At 58.6% G+C, this 20,345-nt stretch carries 20 protein-coding genes; 2 read left to right on the top strand and 18 right to left on the bottom strand.

All coding sequences use genetic code 11. From position 1 onward, the window contains the following. Positions 1 to 21: 21 nt before the first annotated feature. From ACIGHL_RS03125 to ACIGHL_RS03090, 8 genes are all read right to left on the bottom strand, one after another. Complete coding sequence (locus tag ACIGHL_RS03125) at positions 22 to 1,116, bottom strand: AI-2E family transporter (RefSeq protein ID WP_128121161.1); 1,095 nt, start codon at positions 1,114 to 1,116, stop codon at positions 22 to 24. Between the two features lie 80 nt (positions 1,117 to 1,196). Beyond that, complete coding sequence (locus tag ACIGHL_RS03120) at positions 1,197 to 2,000, bottom strand: DUF4892 domain-containing protein (protein ID WP_128121160.1); 804 nt, start codon at positions 1,998 to 2,000, stop codon at positions 1,197 to 1,199. A gap of 178 nt (positions 2,001 to 2,178) precedes the next feature. Further along, positions 2,179 to 3,036 carry an alpha/beta hydrolase gene (locus ACIGHL_RS03115; protein WP_128121159.1) on the bottom strand — a complete coding sequence of 286 codons (858 nt, stop codon included), beginning with the start codon at positions 3,034 to 3,036 and terminating at the stop codon, positions 2,179 to 2,181. Then, positions 3,033 to 3,839 carry an alpha/beta fold hydrolase gene (locus tag ACIGHL_RS03110; protein ID WP_128121158.1) on the bottom strand — a complete coding sequence of 269 codons (807 nt, stop codon included), beginning with the start codon at positions 3,837 to 3,839 and terminating at the stop codon, positions 3,033 to 3,035. The genes ACIGHL_RS03115 and ACIGHL_RS03110 overlap by 4 nt, the downstream gene beginning before the upstream one ends. Before the next feature lie 106 nt (positions 3,840 to 3,945). Beyond that, the gene (locus ACIGHL_RS03105) at positions 3,946 to 4,401 is read right to left on the bottom strand and encodes a hotdog fold thioesterase (protein WP_128121157.1); all 456 of its coding nucleotides are present in this window, start codon (positions 4,399 to 4,401) and stop codon (positions 3,946 to 3,948) included. A gap of 82 nt (positions 4,402 to 4,483) precedes the next feature. Continuing rightward, positions 4,484 to 4,942: a phosphohistidine phosphatase SixA gene (sixA, locus tag ACIGHL_RS03100; protein WP_128121156.1), complete on the bottom strand. Its 459-nt coding sequence runs from the start codon at positions 4,940 to 4,942 to the stop codon at positions 4,484 to 4,486. Then, the gene (locus ACIGHL_RS03095) at positions 4,939 to 5,277 is read right to left on the bottom strand and encodes a DUF4389 domain-containing protein (protein WP_128121155.1); all 339 of its coding nucleotides are present in this window, start codon (positions 5,275 to 5,277) and stop codon (positions 4,939 to 4,941) included. The genes sixA and ACIGHL_RS03095 overlap by 4 nt, the downstream gene beginning before the upstream one ends. Positions 5,278 to 5,296: 19 nt before the next feature. Further along, positions 5,297 to 6,319: an NAD(P)H-dependent glycerol-3-phosphate dehydrogenase gene (locus ACIGHL_RS03090; protein ID WP_128121154.1), complete on the bottom strand. Its 1,023-nt coding sequence runs from the start codon at positions 6,317 to 6,319 to the stop codon at positions 5,297 to 5,299. 417 nt (positions 6,320 to 6,736) lie between these two features. On the opposite strand from ACIGHL_RS03090, the gene fabA reads away from it, so the two are divergent. Beyond that, the gene (gene fabA / locus ACIGHL_RS03085; RefSeq protein ID WP_045426348.1) at positions 6,737 to 7,252 is read left to right on the top strand and encodes a 3-hydroxyacyl-[acyl-carrier-protein] dehydratase FabA; all 516 of its coding nucleotides are present in this window, start codon (positions 6,737 to 6,739) and stop codon (positions 7,250 to 7,252) included. Between the two features lie 11 nt (positions 7,253 to 7,263). Next, entirely contained in the window at positions 7,264 to 8,481 is a 1,218-nt protein-coding gene (gene fabB, locus ACIGHL_RS03080; protein ID WP_128121153.1) for a beta-ketoacyl-ACP synthase I, read from the top strand. Between the two features lie 122 nt (positions 8,482 to 8,603). On the opposite strand, the gene sstT is transcribed toward fabB, so the two are convergent. The 10 genes from sstT to sucC all read right to left on the bottom strand — a co-directional run bounded on the left by sstT (position 8,604) and on the right by sucC (position 20,220). Further along, positions 8,604 to 9,842: a serine/threonine transporter SstT gene (sstT, locus tag ACIGHL_RS03075; protein ID WP_128121152.1), complete on the bottom strand. Its 1,239-nt coding sequence runs from the start codon at positions 9,840 to 9,842 to the stop codon at positions 8,604 to 8,606. A 426-nt stretch (positions 9,843 to 10,268) separates the two neighbouring features. Continuing rightward, complete coding sequence (locus ACIGHL_RS03070) at positions 10,269 to 11,255, bottom strand: amidohydrolase family protein (RefSeq protein WP_413818154.1); 987 nt, start codon at positions 11,253 to 11,255, stop codon at positions 10,269 to 10,271. Between the two features lie 211 nt (positions 11,256 to 11,466). Beyond that, positions 11,467 to 13,374, bottom strand: a complete 1,908-nt coding sequence (gene htpG, locus ACIGHL_RS03065; RefSeq protein ID WP_128119275.1) for a molecular chaperone HtpG — start codon at positions 13,372 to 13,374, stop codon at positions 11,467 to 11,469. A gap of 142 nt (positions 13,375 to 13,516) precedes the next feature. Next, entirely contained in the window at positions 13,517 to 14,764 is a 1,248-nt protein-coding gene (locus ACIGHL_RS03060; RefSeq protein ID WP_128119274.1) for an MFS transporter, read from the bottom strand. Between the two features lie 43 nt (positions 14,765 to 14,807). Beyond that, on the bottom strand, positions 14,808 to 15,254 hold the full coding sequence (locus tag ACIGHL_RS03055) for a PaaI family thioesterase (protein WP_045426331.1): 447 nt from the start codon (positions 15,252 to 15,254) through the stop codon (positions 14,808 to 14,810). Beyond that, positions 15,251 to 15,709, bottom strand: coding sequence for a PaaI family thioesterase (locus ACIGHL_RS03050; RefSeq protein WP_045426329.1), 459 nt, complete (start codon positions 15,707 to 15,709; stop codon positions 15,251 to 15,253). The genes ACIGHL_RS03055 and ACIGHL_RS03050 overlap by 4 nt, the downstream gene beginning before the upstream one ends. A 54-nt stretch (positions 15,710 to 15,763) precedes the next feature. Then, complete coding sequence (locus tag ACIGHL_RS03045) at positions 15,764 to 16,489, bottom strand: DUF599 domain-containing protein (RefSeq protein WP_128119273.1); 726 nt, start codon at positions 16,487 to 16,489, stop codon at positions 15,764 to 15,766. Between the two features lie 83 nt (positions 16,490 to 16,572). Beyond that, the gene (gene brnQ / locus ACIGHL_RS03040; protein WP_128119272.1) at positions 16,573 to 17,892 is read right to left on the bottom strand and encodes a branched-chain amino acid transport system II carrier protein; all 1,320 of its coding nucleotides are present in this window, start codon (positions 17,890 to 17,892) and stop codon (positions 16,573 to 16,575) included. 274 nt (positions 17,893 to 18,166) lie between these two features. Next, positions 18,167 to 19,054, bottom strand: coding sequence for a succinate--CoA ligase subunit alpha (sucD, locus tag ACIGHL_RS03035; protein ID WP_128119271.1), 888 nt, complete (start codon positions 19,052 to 19,054; stop codon positions 18,167 to 18,169). Next, positions 19,054 to 20,220, bottom strand: a complete 1,167-nt coding sequence (gene sucC, locus ACIGHL_RS03030) for an ADP-forming succinate--CoA ligase subunit beta (RefSeq protein ID WP_216706796.1) — start codon at positions 20,218 to 20,220, stop codon at positions 19,054 to 19,056. The genes sucD and sucC overlap by 1 nt, the downstream gene beginning before the upstream one ends. Positions 20,221 to 20,345: the final 125 nt, after the last annotated feature.

Raw genomic sequence — 20,345 nt, 5'->3', positions numbered from 1 at the left:
CCGACAATCAGCAACAGCTGGCTAGTCGCGGACTGCTGCATCGTTGGATTGATTGCCCGATAGTTTTGCTGGCGTGACGACCCCTGGCACTTCCTTGACCAGCCAGTCTTCCAAGAGGCTGTAGGCAACTGCCAGCAGCGTCGGGCCGAGGAACAGCCCCATGAAACCGAACGCCAGCACGCCACCAAACACGCCAAGCAGCACCACCACCAATGGCAGGTTGCCTCCGCGACTGATCAGGTAGGGTTTCAGCACGTTGTCCACCCCACTGATGATGAACATTCCCCAGATACCCAGGAAGATCGCCATGCCGTACTGTCCCTGCCAGACGAGCCAGAGCGTGGCGGGGCCCCAGACCAAGGGTGGGACCATCAGGAAACTGAAAGCGAACGTCAGCAGACCGAGGATCAGCGCACCGGGTACGCCTGCAATGCTAAAGCCGACATACGCCAGAATCGCCTGGGCAGCAGCAGTGCCGATCACACCGTTGACGACGCGCTGAACTGTCCCTGCCACCAGTTCCAGATAATGATCAGCGCGATCACCGATCAATCGGTGCAGCAGGCTATGGACGAATGCAGCCAGTTTTGGCCCGTCGCGATAGAAAAAGAACACGAGTATCAGGCTGAGCGCGAGCTCCAGCATCCCCCCGCCTACGCGCGCGCTGCGCACCAGCAACCAGTTGCCGACTTGACCGACATAGGGCCGGATCGTCGCGAAAAATGCCGTCCCTTGCTCGTCCAGCGTGTTCCAGATATTCAACAGGTTGTCGCCGATCAGTGGCAGCTCAGCGAGCCACGCCGGCGGTGCTGGTAGTCCCTGCACTTGCAGGTTGTGCACTAGCACGTTGAACTCGCGGATCTGGTCGGCAATGTTGAATCCGAGCCAGACCAGCGGCACGGCTACCAGCACCATCCAACCGCCGGTCAACAGGGTTGCGGCAAGCGTGGAATTGCCCTTCATCCAACGGGTCAGCACGCGCATGATCGGCCAACTGGCGAATGCCAGCACCGCTGCCCAGAATAGCGCCGAGGCAAACGGGGCCAGCACCCACACACAGGCACCGAGCAGCACCAGGAGCAGAATCTGCACCAGCAGACGATCGTTGTTAAGCATGGTGTTACCTATGGAGAAGGCGGTGCACTTTGGAGCAAAGTGGACCAGAAGCAGTGGCTATTGCAGTCTGGAATATACCCTCAACGCAACAGCGTCATACGCAGCCCATCCTCGTCGGAGGTCTCCGCTTCCATGCGCCGCGCCTTGATTCGTTCCTGTGTAAGCGCTTCATACCAAGCCGCAGCGCCTTTGCCTTTCAGCGAGACCCGTATCGTGCTGTCGAGCCGCAGGACATTGGCCAGCAGCGCGCCCCACTCCGCCGTCGGCTCTTGCGGCAATCGAGGCAGCCAGAGTTCGCCAGTGCTTTTCAACTGACGCAACAGAGTGCCCGGATTTGGCAGGATGATACCGAGCGACTGATCAGGCTCGAACTGCTCCACATGCAGATAAGGACGACCGTTGCCACGGGTTACACCGTATAGCGCCATCAGCCGATCCGAATCGCCTGGCAGGCGCGCCAGCAAATAGGCTTGCCTCGCCTCTGGGCCGTACAGCGTCGAGCGATGAAACACCTCGTTAGCCCATAGACTGCTCGATCCGCACTCACGACCCTCACACCAGAAAAGCAGTTCAGCGCCCTCGTTCAACAGACGATTTCGTCCACGCTCGAACGCTTCGATGCCAGTATGGACATCGGGCAGCAGATAGGTAACCGCCGTCAGGTGGCCGCTGGCGGCGATCTGGTCGCTCATGCGTAGCCGCCCGCTGATACGCCGTATCGAATCCAGCGGATAGGTTCGGTCCAGCACGTCCCGCTCTTTGAAGCCCACGATTTCAGATTGCGGGTATCGCGGAAGCAAGTCGAAATCTCTGCTGCCCGGAAGATCCGCCGCATCAGCGGTACCGATAGCCAGGATCAGCGCTGTTATCCATCTAACTCGCATACGACACCTCAATGGGTCACGACCGACGGCGGGGTCTGACCCTTGGAGGTGGCAGTGGTATGGAGGTTGATCATTGCGGTGTTCCCTGCTGAGGCGATAGCCCAGCGTCACCAGTTGGCAAATGCAAGTCAAGCGGGGCTTTGCGACAGATTCTTGCGTAATCCCGTCCTGGCTCGATTCACCCTGCGAAGAACGGGTTGAAAACCGCCGCCACCGCTTCGGCCCCGACTTGATCATCCAAGTGCAGGTGATGGCCGCCGGGCAACCGATGCAGCACGAATGGCAAGGCCTGGGTCAGTTCGAGCATGGCCGGCTGGGTCAGCAAACCTTGCTCCGCCAGCACCAGGCTCGCCGGGCAGGCAACGCCATGCACGAATGCCCACGCGTGGGCACGAGTCAGGCGCATCGACGACGGAAGCATCAAGCGTGCATCAGTGCGCCAGGTATAGCCGCCTGGAACCGGCATCAACCCTCGCTGCGCTAGCCGCTCTGCCGCCTCGTGGCTGACCGCCCCCACGCCTTTCATGCGCGCCGCGACAGCCTGCTCGAAGCTGGCGTAGACCGGCTTTCGCTTGTCGTCGACGACAAGCAATTTTTGCAGCGATTCCCCAAGCTTCTGCGGCGCCGTTTCGGCTTCGCCGGTATAGGGGATCACCCCGTCGATCAGGGCCAGTCGCTCGACCCGATCAGGCATGGCACCGGCCAGCAACACCGACACGATGGCGCCCATCGAGTGCCCCAATAAAGAAAACCGTTTCCAGCCAAACTGTTCGGCCGTCTGCAAGACGTCGTGCGCGTAGTCCCAGATGTTGTACGCCGCCCCAAGCGGTCGATGATCGGAATGCCCGTGCCCTGGCAGGTCTAGCGCAACGATCCGGACGCCCTCAAGCAACGGCGCCAAACGCGAAAAGGTGGCCGCATTGTCCAGCCAGCCGTGCAAAGCAATGACCGGCTGACCGTCCTCCGGACCGTACAGGTGAGCCGCAACCTCGATATGTGGCAGGCTCAGACGGATCTCTTCGAACGTGACACTCATGCGGCACCCCGCCTGTCCAGTTCGGTCCAGCGACCGAACAACTGCCTGAGCAGGGCCGCGGTTTCATGCGGTCGCTCGAGCGGAAACATATGCCCGCCGGGCAAGGTATGCGCCTCGCCGTGCGCAACCAGCCGTAGCAGATAAAGATGATGGGGCAGCACAACTCGGCTCTCACGTCCCCGCACGACAGCCAGCGGCATCTTCAGCGCATGGGGCCAGCCGGGCGTCACATGCGGCACGCTACGATAGATACGAATTTCAGTCTCCGGGTCGAAGCGCAAACGCACCCCTTGAGCAGTCGGCTCGAGCCCATGCTCGACATACGCATCCAGGCAGGCAGGATCGAAAGCACGAAACAGTGCCTTGCTGGCGAAGTAACGCCGCGCTTCGTCGACGCAACTGAACTGTTCGCGACGACCAAGGGTACGTCCCGCGGGCGTCAGACGATCAATGAAACCAAAGCGTTTACCCGCCCAGATCAAGGTCTGATCCAGCCAGGTCGGCATAGGCGAATCGAGCATGACCACCCCGCGATAAAGCTCCGGGCGTTGCAAGGCGGCGTGATAGTGCAGCATTCCACCAAGCGAATGACCGACTCCCCAGACTGGCTCCTGCAACGCCGCTAGCTGTTCAATCAGCTCCTGCACCAGGTTCTGCCAGTTGTCATCGACCGGGAAGCGCGGGTCATGACCGTGCTGATCGAGGTGGGTGACTGCGTACTCAGGCGTTAGGTCTTCAAACAGCTTGCGATAGGTGGCGGATGGAAAACCGTTGGCGTGAGCGAAAAAAATGCGTTGCATCATGAGTTATGGGCGCTGATGGAGACGACGGTCATTGTCTGGCGCCCCTTCCCTTAACGGCAATCGGCCGAAGCGGCAGAAGCAAAGGCAGTCCTGCCAAATAGAGCGTTTACAACGCCTCGATAGGCTGCGGACTGTTTTCGCCAATCGGCACGACCGCAACAGTCAAACGCGAGATGCAGCTCAGCTTGCCGTCATCCCCGTGCAGCCGTATGTCCCAAACATGGCTGGACCGTCCCAGATGAACCGGACGACAGACCGCGGTGACACGACCGCTGCGTACCGCGCGGATATGGTTGGCGTTCACTTCGAGGCCAACACAATAAAATCGGCTCGGGTCGATACATTGGTAGCTGGCCATCGACCCAACGGTCTCGGCGAGCACTACCGAAGCACCGCCGTGCAGCAACCCATAGGGCTGGTGAGTACGGGAGTCCACGACCATGCTGGCCGTGAGGCAATCCTCTTCGACGGCTTCGAAACGAATATCGAGCAGCTCGACAATGGTGTTCTGACGGTTGGCGTTGAGTTGTTCGAGGCTCGGTGGTCGCTGCCAAATGCTCACATATCGCTCCTGTCTTTCTTTGTTTTATCTGCGGCAAGTCACTTGCAGTTGCAAGCGCAGCATCGATCGTAGCTAGTTGCCGTCAGACTGGATGCCGCAGCGCAACCAGGCGCATCAACCCCGCCGCAACGTGCTCCCCTTCCAATTCGGCCAGGCTGGCGGTGGCCATCGCAATAGGCGCGTCACGGTGACCACTGACCAGCCACCCGCCGAACACACCGACAAAGGGTTGATGGGTGACCAGCAACACATGCTGTTCGCTTCGACGATCGAGATAGAGCAGCGCATCGGCCGGATCAGATTCCGGCGTCAACCAGGGTACGGTTTCTACCGATCCGGTAAAACCGAGCGCCTGCCGGACGATCTCAGCAGTCTGCTGGGCTCGCTGATAGGGACTTGCCAGAATGGCCTGCAGCGGTTGCCCTTGTAGATGCGCGGCGGCGCGCTCCACTTCGACTCGGCCCGCAGCGGTGAGGTTACGCTCGGCATCGGTCCGGTTACGGGGCTCCGCTTCGCCGTGGCGCAACAGCCACAACATCATGGCTGCGGCTCCTGTTTTGGCGGGGCCGGCTGCACAGGAGGCACCGATTCCCTGTCGGCCGGACGCGGTTTCGGCCAATCAGACATCGGCCACGGTTTGCGATCGGTATTGAACGTGCCGAAACGGCCTATCTGCGCCACGTACTGGCTGAGGCTGTCACCCAGCTCCAGCAAGCTGTCATTGGCTTTGCCATTCACCGCCTGCAGCACTAACTGCGCCACGATTACAACCAGCAGAGCCAGTTCGGCCAGCTGCCAGACAAAAAAGAAAATCAGCATCCAGAGTGCGCGCAGAATCAGCGACTCGCGCTCTGCGCTACGTTGTGATGTGTTCATTGGTAGCTCCGTTGTCGTATCAGAAACCGTCGGTGGAAATGAAATCCACGTCGGTCTTCGGTTCGCCGCGCATCAGCAGCGCAATCACCTGATCCAGCGTACGCCCCTCATACAGAATGGCATGCAGACCCGCGACCAGTGGCATGTAGACCTGTAGCTCCTCTGCCTTGGTCTTCAATACCTTGATGGTATTGACGCCTTCGGCCACTTCACCCAGCCGCGACACCGCCTCATCGAGACTCAACCCCTCACCAAGAGCATGGCCCACCTGAAAGTTGCGACTCTTCGTCGAGGTGCAGGTGACGATCAGGTCTCCCACTCCTGCCAGCCCGAGGAACGTCATCGGATTTGCGCCGAGCCTAACAGCAAAGCGAGTCATTTCAGCCAGGGCGCGCGTGATCAGCATACTGCGGGTGTTTTCGCCCATGCCGAGAGCCGCGGCCATACCAGCCATGATCGCGTAAACGTTTTTCAATGCTCCGCCAAGCTCAACGCCAAACCGGTCGGAACTGGCATAGACACGAAAGGTCCGCCCATGCAGCGCCTGCTGCACGCAACGGCAAAGCGCCTCATCGTCGCTGGCGACAACCGTCGCGGTCAGTGCATGCTCGGCTACTTCTCGCGCCAGGTTAGGTCCTGAAATCACCCCGATTCGAGCCTGTGGCGCGATTTCTTCGAGGATCTGGCTCATCAGCATGAAGCCCTGTGCCTCGATGCCTTTCGTAGTGCTGACCAACATCTTCCCCGATAGATGATCAGCGAAAGGTGATAAGGCTTGGCGCAAGGCGCTGGAAGGCAATGCTACGAAGATCAGCTGACACTCAGCCAGCGTCTGCCCTAGATCGGTGACAGGGCAGACGCCTGGCAGCAGCGTCACACCTTTCAGATAGCGCGGATTCTGGCGGTGCGTGCGAATGCTCTCGGCCTGCTCGGCATCGCGCATCCACAATCGGACGCTGTGGCCGTTCTCGGCAAGCAGGTTTGCGATAGCGGTTCCGAAGCTGCCGCCGCCAAGCACCGCAATGGGTTGCTGTTCAGTCATGGGGGATCCGTTTAGGCACCGAGTGCAATGGTCAGCATTATACGTAGCGCTCCGCACGCAACCAGTGCAAACCCTGATGGCAGCTGAATCATCCGATTACAATTTCCGATCGCGCCGAGCGATGGCGAAAGACCGTGTATCCAGGCTTGCGTTGTCAGCATCCTGGGGAGGCATTCCACAATGGTCTATAAGAGGCAGAACGTCACATGGTCGTTGTCACGGATCAGGAGTGTTAAAGTATCGGCCCGTTTCTACCATGGTCGTCTCGTGGTTGGTCGAAACGAGCGGTACCCATGTCCCTGTGCTGTGACTTTCAGCGCAAGGCGGCAGTCTATGACTAGTCTTATGACCGGACTCGCTTATTCGAGTCGGATGAACGCAGCAAGCCCTCCATAAAGGGACCATTGAGGAATACGCATGACCAAACAACAGGCCTTTACTCGGGAAGATCTGCTCCGTTGCAGCCGCGGCGAGCTGTTCGGCCCCGGTAATGCGCAACTGCCCGCGCCGAACATGCTAATGGTTGACCGCATCGTTCATATCAGCGAAGTCGGCGGCAAGTACGGCAAGGGCGAGCTGGTTGCAGAGCTGGATATCAACCCTGATCTCTGGTTCTTTGCCTGCCACTTCGAAGGTGACCCGGTCATGCCTGGCTGCCTGGGCCTCGATGCCATGTGGCAGCTGGTCGGCTTCTATTTGGGCTGGCAGGGCAACCCGGGCCGTGGTCGTGCGCTGGGTTCTGGCGAGGTCAAATTCTTCGGTCAGGTCCTGCCGACCGCCAAGAAGGTTACCTATAACATTCATATCAAACGCACCATCAGCCGCTCTCTGGTCCTCGGAATCGCCGATGGAACCGTTAGCGTGGATGGTCGCGAGATTTACAGTGCCGAAGGTTTGCGTGTCGGCCTGTTTACATCTACTGATAGCTTCTGAAGGACTTCCGCATGCGTCGCGTCGTAATCACCGGCCTGGGTATCGTTTCCTGCCTCGGCAATGACAAAGACACCGTTTCCGCCAACCTACGGGCCAGTCGCCCCGGTATTCGCTTCAATCAGGCCTATGCCGATATGGGCCTGCGTAGCCAGGTCTCCGGCTCGGTTGACCTGAACCTGGAAGAGCTGATCGACCGCAAGGTTCTGCGCTTCATGGGCGATGCGGCGGCCTACGCCTATCTGGCGATGCAACAGGCTCTGGAAGACTCAGGCCTCAGTGCTGAGGATATTTCCAATCCGCGCATCGGCCTCATTGCAGGATCCGGTGGCGCCTCTACCATCAATCAGATGGAAGCCATCGACATTCTTCGCGAAAAGGGCGTCAAGCGCATCGGCCCATACCGCGTGCCGCGCACCATGAGCAGCACGGTTTCCGCCTGTCTGGCTACGCCGTTCCGTATCAAGGGCATCAACTACTCCATCGCCTCGGCCTGCGCGACCAGTGCGCATTGCATCGGCCATGCCATGGAGCAGATTCAGATGGGCAAGCAGGACGTCGTCTTTGCCGGTGGCGGCGAGGAAGAGCACTGGAGCCAGAGCTGCCTGTTCGACGCCATGGGCGCACTGTCCAGCCAGTACAACGCGACGCCGGAAAAAGCCTCGCGTGCTTACGACGCCAAGCGTGACGGCTTCGTCATCGCGGGTGGTGGCGGCATGGTGGTAGTCGAAGAGCTGGAGCATGCGCTCAAGCGCGGCGCTAAAATCTACGCGGAAATTGTCGGCTACGGCGCTACCTCCGATGGCTACGACATGGTCGCGCCGAGCGGCGAAGGCGCGCTGCGCTGCATGCAGCAGGCGATGGCCACGGTTGAAGGTGATGTCGATTACCTGAACACCCATGGCACCTCCACTCCGGTGGGCGACGTCGCTGAGAGCAAGGCCGTACGCAACATGTTCGGTGACAAGATCCCAGCCATCAGCTCGACCAAGAGCCTGTCAGGTCACTCATTGGGCGCCGCAGGTGTTCATGAAGCGATCTATTGCATGCTGATGATGCAGGGCAACTTCATTGCCGGCTCGGCCAACATCGAAGAGCTCGATGCAGAAGTCGCTGACCTGCCGATCGTTCGCGAAACCCGCGAAGATGCCAAGATCGACACCGTCATGAGTAACAGCTTTGGCTTCGGTGGCACCAACGCAACGTTGGTACTGAAGCGCTGGAAAGGCTGATCAGCACAGCTAGTAAACGACAACGGCGCCTCAGGGCGCCGTTGTTGTTTGTGGATGTTTATATGTCGTCATCATCAGATCGCGTGACCGGACCGGAACGCGACCTGGACGAAAGCAGTAGATCAGGAGGCCTGCACCTGTCCTTCCACATCTCCATGCGCTATGCATGATGCTGCTGTAAAGAGCGCATCCGTCGAGGAGTTCAGCGCCGTCTCGGCCGAATCCTGAATTACTCCGATGATGAATCCGACTGCGACGACTTGCATCGCCAAATCGTTGGAAATCCCAAACAGGCTGCAAGCCAGCGGAATCAGCAACAGCGAACCGCCAGCGACACCAGAGGCACCGCAGGCACAAACCGCCGCAAGCAGACTGAGCAAGATCGCCGTCGGGATATCCACAACGATGCCCAGCGTGTTCACGGCTGCCAATGTCAGCACTGTAACGGTAATAGCCGCCCCACCCATATTGATGGTCGCACCAAGCGGGATCGAAACAGAGTAGGTGTCCTTATGCAGCCCGAGCCGCTCGCACAACTGCATGTTCACCGGGATGTTGGCTGCTGAGCTGCGGGTAAAGAACGCAGTGATACCGCTCTCCCGCAGGCAGGTGAACACCAGCGGGTAAGGGTTGCGGCGAATCTGCCAGAACACGATCAAGGGGTTAACCACCAGCGCCATGAACAGCATGCTGCCCACCAGCACCATCAGGAGCTGCAGGTAACCGACCAGCGCGGCAAAGCCGGACTCGGCTAAGGTCCCGGCTACCAGACCAAAGATACCCAGCGGAGCAAACCCGATGACGACCTTGACGATCAAGGTAACGCCTTCCGAGACATCGGCGATTAGATCGCGAGTGCTCTCACGCGCATGCCTAAACGCAAACCCAAGTCCAATCGCCCACGCCAGGATGCCGATGAAGTTACCTTCGATCAGCGCATGGACCGGATTATCCACGACGTTGAACAGCAACGTCTGCAAAACAGCCGCGACACCTGCTGGCGGTACGACGTCATTTGCCTGGCTGACCAACGTCAGGCTGGTCGGAAACATGAAGCTGGCGATAACGGCAACGGCTGCCGCACTGACCGTGCCCAACGCATAGAGCATCAGAATCGGGCGAATGTGCGTCGGCTGTCCGCGCTTGTGATTGGCCAGCGACGCAGTGACCAGAACAAACACCAATACCGGCGCAACCGCCTTCAATCCTGCGACGAACAGACTTCCCAGCAAGCTGACTGACGCTGCGGCCTCGGGCCACAGCCAGGCCAGAAGACAGCCAGCAACAAGCCCGACCACAATCTGCGTGACCAGACCGATACGGTTATAAGCTCGAATTAGAGGAGATGAGGGATTGGACATAGCGAAGTCTCGGCGTAGACGGCTGGATCAGGCGAGGCCCATCGCCCTGGAAGCGACAGCCGAAGCCCTGCGAAAAACGCCGGATGGTACGCATCTCCACCCGTTCTGCCCAGCTTTGGGGCAAAACGGATGGACTGACGCCTTGTAGCACAGTGCAGAACATGAAGCCCCTTGCGGGGCGTCGCCGAAACAAAGCGGGTCAGATAGGAAGTCGCGCTACCCGCTCGTTAAGATCAATCCCAGCGATGCCCGTACCTGGCTCGCCGCGCTGGCCTGAATAGCACCCAAAGATGGCTAAAAAGACAGGTCACGAATCTTGATCAATTAGCAGGAACGGACACCTCGAAATCCTGGTGTCGAGAAGGGGCGAATCAGGGGTGACGCCGGACGAGCGGCCATGGAGCCAACCCGACGCTACGCCCGTGTTTACCGCACCTCCGCCTGCCGCTTACGCGGAAGTACAGCGAGAAAATTGTCACGCGCCACTTTGCGTGCCACCGCCTCGGGCAACGCATCGAGGAAAGGATCAAAAGCGCGCATCGCCTCCCTCAAACCTTCGAAGCGCCCCACCACATCTGAACCAATCATGAAGCGTGTAGGATGCCGCTCGACCAAGGCCACCCAGTCGGGATCGGGTCCGCCTGCGCTATCCAGCAGATACGGACGAAGCATGGTCCATGACAAATCGACGTATAAATTCGGATAGTCATCGAGCAGGCGTTTGACGGTAGGTAGCAGGAAGTCCAGCTTCTTCTGGTGACGATGCAGCTCCTTGCTGGTACCAGCATGCGCCCAGATAAAGCGCGTATGCGGGTGGTTACGCAGCGGCTCTTCCAGTTCAGCCAGATAGAGCGGATTGCGCTCGCGCTTGGAGGTGATGTTTGAGTGCAGCATGACCGGCAGATCGAACTCGGCTGCCAGGTGGTAGACCCGCGTTAACGCTTCGTTGTTGGCACGGGGCGTATCGCCCTGAGTCAGAGCCGTCACATCATCATGCCGCGTGAAGATCTCACCAAGTCCCTGCCATAGACCTGGATCCATATCGAGCATCCGACGGATATGCGCATCGGCGTTCTTGTCATTCGGATTGAAGCCCGACAGAAACGGATGGAAGCGCTTGCGCTGCTCTTCGTCTAACTCCTTAAGTGCCGCAGCGACCACCACATCGGTCGCACTGTACCAGTAGACGGCCGCGTCATCGCCCGCGTAGTAGCGAGGGCGTTTGGGCTCATTCTCATGCCATTTCTTAGCAACCGGTATGCCGCTGATCATCACGTGATCGATATCGCCCTTGTCCATGGCCTTAAGCAGCTGGTCCATGCCAGCGCTTTCCTGAAAAAAGTCGACGAAGTGCAGATGGGCGTCGCTGTAGTGGTAGTCCCGTGCCTGTACCGGTGCGGCCGAGACAACCAGGCAAAACGCGGCGAGACAGTTTCGTATGTTGAGCAACCGATGTCCTCCTGATGGCACGCAGATAGACCGTCCCGTCGCTTGGCGGTTCATAACGCGGTGACGCTGTTACAAGCGAGCCGCGCTTTTAGCCTGACTTACCCTGGTTCTTTCAGCAAACGCAGCTGAACGAAAAAGGCCCGTCAGTGACGGGCCTTTTTTGCGGCAGATCAGGTTAAGCGGATAACTCAACCAGCAGCTTGTTGAGGCGCTGCACATAAGCTGCAGGGTCCTTCAAGCTGTCCCCTGCCGCCAAGGCTGCCTGATCAAAGAGGATGTGCGAAAGATCGGCGAAGCGGTCTTCATCCGGCTCGGCGTCGAGTTTTTCAATCAGCGGGTGTGCCGGATTGATCTCGAAGATCGGCTTCGATTCCGGCACCTTCTGTCCGCTGGCCTCGAGGATCTGGCGCATTTGCAAGCCCAGGTCTTGCTCACCAATCGCCAGAATTGCCGGCGAATCAGTCAGACGGTGCGATACGCGCACTTCAGCAACCTCATCGCCAAGCGCTGTCTTGAGACGCTCTACCAGGCCTTCCTTTGCTTTGGCGATATCTTCCTGAGCCTTCTTGTCCTCTTCGGAGTCCAGCTTGCCGAGGTCCAGGTCACCGCGGGCGACATCAACGAACTGCTTGCCATCGAATTCGGTCAGGTAGCTCATCAGCCACTCGTCGATACGATCGGTCAGCAGCAACACCTCGATACCCTTCTTGCGGAAGACTTCCAGATGCGGGCTGTTCTTGACCTGCGCATACGACTCGCCGGTGAGGTAGTAGACCTTGTCCTGCCCATCCTTGACACGGCCCAGATACTCAGCCAGCGACACGCTTTGCTCGCCGGAACCATCGTGGGTGGAAGCGAAACGCAGCAGACTGGCTATCTTCTCCTTGTTCGCGAAATCTTCCGCCGGGCCTTCTTTCAATACCTGACCGAACTGCTTCCAGAAGTTCTTGTAGTCCTCCGGCTTGTCCTTGGCCAGCTTGTCCAGCATGTCCAGCACGCGCTTGGTCAGCGCCGACTTCATCGAATCGATCACCGGATCCTTCTGCAGGATCTCGCGGGACACGTTCAACGATAGGTCGTTGGAATCGACTACGCCTTTGATGAAGCGCAGGTACAACGGCAGGAACTCATCGGCCTGATCCATGATGAAGACCCGCTGGACGTAAAGTTTCAGTCCTTTGGGTGCTTCTCGCTGATACAGGTCGAACGGCGCGCGGCCAGGAACGAACAACAACGACGTGTATTCGAGCTTGCCTTCAACTTTGTTATGACTCCAGGCCAACGGATTCTCGAAGTCGTGCCCGACGTGCTTGTAGAACTCCTGATATTCCTCGTCCTTCACCTCGGTGCGTGGACGGGTCCAAAGCGCACTGGCTCGGTTGACGGTTTCCCACTCGGTCTCGGCCGGCTTGTCTTTCTCCTCACCATGAAACTCTTTCGGCAATTCGATCGGCAGCGCGATGTGGTCGGAGTATTTCTTGATGATGTTGCGAAGGCGCCAACCGTCGGCAAACTCTTCTTCGCCAGACTTGAGGTGCAGAACGATGCGAGTGCCACGTTCCGGCTTCTCGATGTTCGCAACCTCGAAATCGCCCTCGCCTTTCGAGGACCAATACACGCCTTCTTCTGCAGACGTACCGGCGCGGCGGCTGAACACCTCAACCTGCTCCGCGACGATGAAGGCGGAATAGAAGCCAACGCCGAACTGACCGATCAGGTGTGAATCCTTCTTCTGGTCACCGGTCAGGTGCTTCATGAAATCAGCCGTACCCGACTTGGCGATAGTGCCCAGATGGGTGATAACGTCTTCGCGGTTCATGCCGATGCCGTTATCTTCGAGAGTGACGGTCTTGGCATCTTTATCGAAGCTGACACGAATCTTCAGATCGGCTCCGCCCTCAAGCAGCTCAGGCTTCGCCAGCGCTTCGAAGCGAAGCTTGTCGGCAGCATCCGAGGCGTTGGAAATCAGCTCGCGAAGGAAGATCTCCTTATTTGAATATAAGGAATGGATCATCAGGTGAAGCAGCTGCTTCACTTCGGTCTGGAAGCCCAGGGTTTCTTTGTTTTGAGTCTCCACACTCATCGTCTTGCAAACTCCACATCGTCAATGGCACGGACCGCAACTGCGGCGATGACAAGCAGATGGGGGCTTGGCGCTAAAATTCAAGTGCGACGCATGCCTGGTGCGATTGCGAACCTTCGTACAGCGACCTCCCCCAGGCCGACTAAGGCTCGAGTAGCTCAAGCCGAACGATATCGTCGGGGCTGAGATTGAACACTGCCTCCCCCGGCCCTTTCAGCCGTTGTCTGATAGACAGGTTGCCGTCCCGATCGAGCCCTTTGAAGCGCCCTTCCGCAACACCACCGCGCTTGGTATGGGCGCGTATTTGCAGATGTTCGTAGCGCTCTGGATTGCGCAGCAACCGCGCCAGAGAGAACCGCTGCCGGCGATCGATTCGGGCCGAAGCGGTGCTATCGGGCAGTGGTGCTGCTTGGATAGTAGTAACCTTTGGCTGGGTTTCGACTGTAGCCTTCAGCGGCGGATAGGTATCGTCGACGACCGCCCAGCCTTGGTCACCCTTGTACATATTGAGTTCGAAAAGACTCGGCGAACCTTCAACTTCGGCTTGCACCGAGAGGATCATGCTCGACGCAGGGAAGGTAACAGCAGGCAGCGCCCCGATGGTCACTGCCCGCGTCTCGAAGCGTCGCTGCAGATGATCCTTGGCCACATAAGCGAGTGTCTCAGCCGAGTCATGCGTCAGATCCACCTGGCCTGAACGATAACGCAGGTTGTCGGTGAACAGTTCGATGTGTCCACTGAGGCTCGTGTGGTAATGGGCGGGCAAGACCAGATGGAAGTCACCGGCCAGCTTGTTCGGCGGCACCGGCTGCAGATCCAGATGTAAGGTGTAGCCGCTTCGAACTCGGCGCGCCTCAGGTAGCTCTTGTTCTGGACGCATCCAGTTGATTTCGATCTCCGGGACAGCACCGGTGTCCTCGGGCAGCACATCGACCTGCACAGCTCCAGGCGGCTTTTCGCCAAGGCGAATGCTCACTTCCTGCTGGGCAAACAGCTGATCCCCTTCACGTAGTGTAAGTACGCCATCCGTGAAACTGCCAACCCTAGGCTCGAACGGCCTGCCATCGAGCTGCCCGTGCAAGCGAAAACTAAGCTGCTGGCCCTGCATCTCATCCGGCTCAAGCCATTCAAGACTGGTGATGGCTGCGATTCGCCCCGGATCGTGGTTAGCGAGCAACGTAAACCCAACTACAAGAGGGATAAAGCCCAAAGCGGACAGCCCCACCGCCTTCCGGGCGTTACTCCAGTGGCGCGCGATATAGAGCAGAGTCACCGGGGGTAGCAGACAGCCGACGCCCCACAACAAGCCCGTACCGAACGCCAGAACGATCAACCAGACCAGACCCGCTACAATCAGCAGTAGCCCACCCAGTATCAGCAACGCATCCATTCAACACCTTCGAGACAACTACAAGTGACACCGGCCAGGCCTATCAGGGCTCGTTGACCTTGAAGTGGCAACGTGCAGTAGCGATCGGTTCGGCCTGATTGGTTTGCCAGGCCGTCACGGCAACATTGGCCACACGGCGTCCCTGGCGCCAGACCTGGCAGGCGGCGAAGGTGTCACGATAGTGACCCGCTCGAAGATAATCTATCGAGAAGTCGATGATTTTGGGCAAATGTGGCGCGCCCATGAACATCAGCAGATGGAGCATTGCCGCATGCTCCATGAAGCCAGCAATCACGCCGCCGTGGATGGCTGGAAGCGTAGGGTTGCCGATGTTGTCCTGGTTCTTTGGCAGCCGAAACACCATCTCATCGCCCAGCCGCAAACACTCGATACCGATGAGCCTGGCGTACGGCACCATGTTCAGAAGCACATCGTAATCATTGCTGGCGTGAGCCTCACGGACCAGCGCGTCCAGGTCCGGAACACTCATTGCGGTGCCTCCGGCGCTTTCATTAGGCTGTTCTTGCCCATGCGCATGAAAGCACCCACAACGTGTGCAATCGGTTCGTTGATATCACGCTGATAAGCGACCCCACGGGTGAAAATGACTGTCGGTGTTACGCGGTAGCACTCAGCAAAGCCAAACACATCATGATTTGGTTCGGCGGGATGCATGTAATCAATGCGGAGATCAAGCGTGGGACAGATCTCGAGCTCAGGTAGCGCGCACGCCGTGGAGATACCGCAAGTGGTGTCCATCAATGTCGTGATCGCCCCGCCGTGGACGCGTCCAGTCTCAGGATTGCTGACGATCTTTTCGCTATAGGGAAGGCACAACGTAAGCCCCTTGGCGCTCGCATGCTCGACGCGCATGCCCAGGACCTGACAGTGGCGTAACAGGGAAAGAAACCGCTGGGTGCGCTCCAATATCAAACTATCGCTCATGCGAACTCTCGAAAGTCCAAACCACACAGTTTACCGGCTCTACTGGCTAGCCCCTCACTCCTTGGGCGGCTCGATAGGCAAGGTTGGCGTGAACACCATGACTTCAAGCACATCGGAATGAAACTCTCGGCGATACAAGACCAGTACCACCCCGGTCGTTACCGTCATGAAGAACCAAGGATGAATGAACCAGGACAAGGTAGCCATTCCGAAGTAATAAGCTCTCAGGCCGAAGTTGAACTGGTTTGCCGCCATCGAGATGACCCTAGCAGCCCGCTCGGCGAATGACTTGCGCTCAAGGTCACTCACGTTGCGCTCACCCGCCATCGGTGCCGAGGCAACCAGCACAGCAGCGAAGTTGTACTGCCGCATGCACCAGCTGAACGTGAAAAACGCATAAACGAACACCACCGCCAACGCCAACAGCTTGATTTCCGAAAGCCCACGGCTGACTGGTTGCGCGAACGGCAGATCTGCCAACAGCGAAACAGCACGCTCGGACGCGCCCAGCGCAGTCAGTATGCCAGCCAGGATGATCAAGGTGCTGGATGCGAAAAATGCCGCGTTGCGCTCCAGGTTGCCGATCACGTTGGCATCCGCGATGCGGTTATCGCGCAGCAGCATGCGTCGCATCCAGTCCTGCCGATACAAATGCAGGACGCTGGCCAGGCACGCCGTGTCCCTGCCCCGCCAGCTTGCGTAGCGGGTGTAACCGGCCCAGCACAGCACGAACCACGCGACAGCAATCAGATGAGGCAGCAAATGATTGGGAATGAGCATGTAGACCCCTCTGGACGCATGCGCCTAATTATAGCCAGCGAAACCGCTTGCTAGACGTCTCGAGAACCAATCGTGCGCCCGGGTCAACCGGCATCTGATGCGAGTCGGCGTTGACCAAGCAGCCGATCCACGGCGAACGCGATCGCCAGAGTCACCAGCACAGGAACCAGCCAGCCCATGCTCTGCGCGGCTAAGGGGAGCCTGGTAAACAACACGGGAACCAGGTCGGTGAAGCCCGCCGCAGACAACCCATCGGCAACACCGAACACCAGCGTGACGGCCATTACCGGGATAAACACCCGGCTGGGCGAAACCCAGCAGCGATCCAACAGACTCAATGCGACCAACATGATCGCCAGCGGGTAGAGCCCGACCAGCACGGGCACGGACACACTGATCAGCTGGGTCAGGCCCTGATTGGCCACCAACAGACTGAAAAGCGTGAATACCACGGCGACAGTGCGATAGCCGACGGGCATCAAGCCGCTGAAGAATTCGCCACAGGCGGTCGTCAATCCGACTGCGGTTGTCAGGCAAGCCAGCGTAATCACGACTGCAAGCAGCAGACTGCCCGTAGTACCAAAGGTGTGTTGCACGTAAGTCGTGAGGATCTGCACGCCGTTTTGCGCCTCGCCGGCAATGCCCTGACTAGTTGCGCCCAGGTAGAACAGCGCGAGGTACACCAGCGACAGACCAAGCGCGGCTATGGCGCCAGCAATCATAGAGTAACGGGTCACCAGCGCCGGCTCGGATACGCCTCGATCACGGATGGCGGTCGCGATCACAATGCCGAATACCAGCGCGCCCAAGGTATCCATGGTCAGATAGCCTTCTAGAAATCCCTTCAGCAGGGGACCGTTACGGTAGCTCTCAGCTGTGGTCCCGATGTCGCCAGCCGGCGCGAACACCGCAGCGCCGCCCAGCACCAGCAATGCAGCCAGTAATACAGGCGTGATGAACTTGCCGACCCGGTTCACCAACTGACCTGGATTTATCGCCAGGAACAATGTCGCCGAAAAAAACAGAACCGTATAAACGAAAAGGGGGATAGCTGCGTTGCCGGTAAAGGGCGCAACGCCCATTTCAAACGAAACCACTGCCGTCCGAGGCGTAGCGAACAGTGGGCCAATGGCAAGGTACACCGCTACCGCCAGCAGCGTGCCGGCGCCACGCCCCAGCGGGGCGGTCAAGCGATCCATGCCGCCGCCGACCCGTGCCAGCGCGACCACAGTCAACAAAGGCAACCCGACGCCGGTTAACAGAAATCCCAGTGCAGCAAACCAGAGCGAGTGCCCTGCAGCCAGCCCGGCACTGGGTGGAAAGATAATATTGCCTGCGCCGAGAAACAGCGCGAACGTCATGAAGCCTAGGGCCAGCAGATCAAGGCCTTTCAGTCGAATCATTGAATTATCACCACTACAGAAGGTTCTGGCACGACACGCACCAAGCGTGAACTCCCGGATACGGCTCATGCTGCGCCGCATGAAAAAAGCACGCACCTTAATCGAAATGACTAGTGAGGGCGAAGAGTCGTACTTCCCAAAACGAGATGGTGCGAGAAGACGGACGCCGCTTGGCATATTCGGTCGGACCAAGCCAGAACGCCGTTTATCATCCTGCAGAAACGAGGATGCCAGTCAGACGAGCTGACTGGCATCGGGTGACGCTAGGAGGGGATCAGGCCAGCTTGGCGTCCCAGCCAGTGACTTCCGCCAGCGCCTTGCCGATATCGGCGAGCGAACGAACAGTCTTCACGCCAGCGTCTTGCAGCGCAGCGAACTTCTCGTCCGCGGTGCCCTTGCCGCCGGAAATGATCGCACCGGCATGCCCCATGCGCTTGCCCGCCGGAGCCGTCACACCAGCAATGTAGGAGACTACCGGCTTGGTGACATTGGCCTTGATATAGGCAGCTGCCTCCTCTTCGGCGGAACCGCCGATCTCACCGATCATGACGATCGCTTCGGTCTGCGGGTCTTCCTGGAACAACTTGAGGATGTCGATGAAGGTCGATCCTGGAATAGGATCGCCGCCGATACCCACGCAGGTGGACTGACCGAAACCAGCGTCGGTGGTCTGCTTGACCGCTTCGTAGGTCAGAGTGCCCGAACGAGACACGATGCCAACCTTACCCGGCATGTGGATGTGACCCGGCTGGATACCGATCTTGCACTCGCCAGGCGTAATCACACCTGGGCAGTTCGGGCCAATCAGGCGAACACCCATTTCGTCACACTTGATCTTCACTTCGAGCATGTCGAGAGTTGGGATGCCTTCGGTGATGCAGACGATCAGCTTGATACCGCCGAACACTGCTTCAAGAATGGAGTCCTTGCAAAACGGTGCCGGAACATAGATCACTGACGCATCCGCGCCAGTCGCTTCGACTGCTTCTTTAACCGTGTTGAATACCGGCAGGCCCAGATGAGTTGTGCCGCCCTTGCCAGGAGTCACGCCACCGACCATTTTGGTGCCGTATTCGATGGCCTGCTCGGAGTGGAAGGTACCTTGCGAACCGGTGAAACCCTGGCAGATAACTTTGGTGTCTTTATTGATCAGGACGCTCATTACTTGCCCTCCGCGGCTTTGACGACTTGAATGGCCGCATCGGTCAGGCTCGTCGCACCGATGATATTCAGACCACTTTCACCCAGCATCTTGGCGCCGAGTTCAGCATTGTTGCCTTCGAGACGGACGACCACAGGAACCTTGACGCCGACTTCCTTGACCGCACCGATAATGCCTTCAGCAATCATGTCGCAACGGACGATGCCGCCGAAGATGTTAACCAGGACAGCCGCGACGTTTTCATCGGACAGGATGATTTTGAACGCTTCAGTCACGCGCTCTTCTGTAGCGCCGCCGCCGACGTCGAGGAAGTTCGCCGGCTTGCCGCCGTGCAGATTGACGATATCCATGGTGCCCATGGCCAGACCTGCACCATTGACCATGCAGCCGATGTTGCCTTCCAGTGCAACGTAGTTGAGCTCCCACTTCGCTGCGTGAGCTTCGCGCGGGTCATCCTGGGACGGGTCCTGCATACCGCGCAGCTTGGGCTGGCGATAGATCGCGTTGCTATCGATATTCAACTTGGCATCAAGGCAGTGCAGATTGCCGTCTTTCTTGACGACCAGCGGATTGACTTCGAGCAGAGCCAGATCGTAGTCGACGAACAGCTTGGCCAGGCCCACGAAAATGTGGACGAACTGCTTGACCTGATCACCCTTCAGGCCGAGCTGGAATGCCAACTCGCGGCCCTGGAACGGCTGAGCGCCGACGAGCGGATCGATGGTTGCCTTGAGGATTTTTTCCGGCGTGTCGTGAGCGACCTTTTCGATGTCGACGCCACCTTCGGTGGAGGCCATGAAGACCACCCGACGAGTAGCACGGTCAACCACGGCGCCCAAGTACAGTTCTCTATCGATGTCTGTGCAGGCTTCAACGAGAATCTTGCTGACCGGTTGTCCGTTGGCGTCGGTTTGATAGGTCACCAAGCGCTTGTCTAGCCACTGCTCGGCGAATGCGCGGGATTCGTCCTTGCTACGGACCAGCTTGACGCCACCCGCCTTGCCACGACCGCCAGCATGTACCTGAGCCTTAACTACCCACTCGGTACCGCCAATCTGATCACAGGCTTCAGCCGCTTCTTTGGGGCTGTCGATCGCATAACCCTTGGAAACCGGCAATCCGTACTCGGCAAACAGTTGCTTGCCCTGATATTCGTGAAGATTCATCTTAGCTACCGTTCGGTTTGATGTGCATCAGACGCCACATTGCAGCGGCGTCACCTCAAGTCGCTGAAAACTATCGAAGATACCTTTCAGGGACCTGTCATACCTTGCTTGAAGGTATTCGGCGG

The organism is Pseudomonas sp. NPDC077451, from assembly GCF_044543345.1.
GTDB lineage: Bacteria > Pseudomonadota > Gammaproteobacteria > Pseudomonadales > Pseudomonadaceae > Stutzerimonas.
Note: the sequence above shows the minus strand (reverse complement) of the source record. Positions and strands in the feature narration are given on the sequence as shown.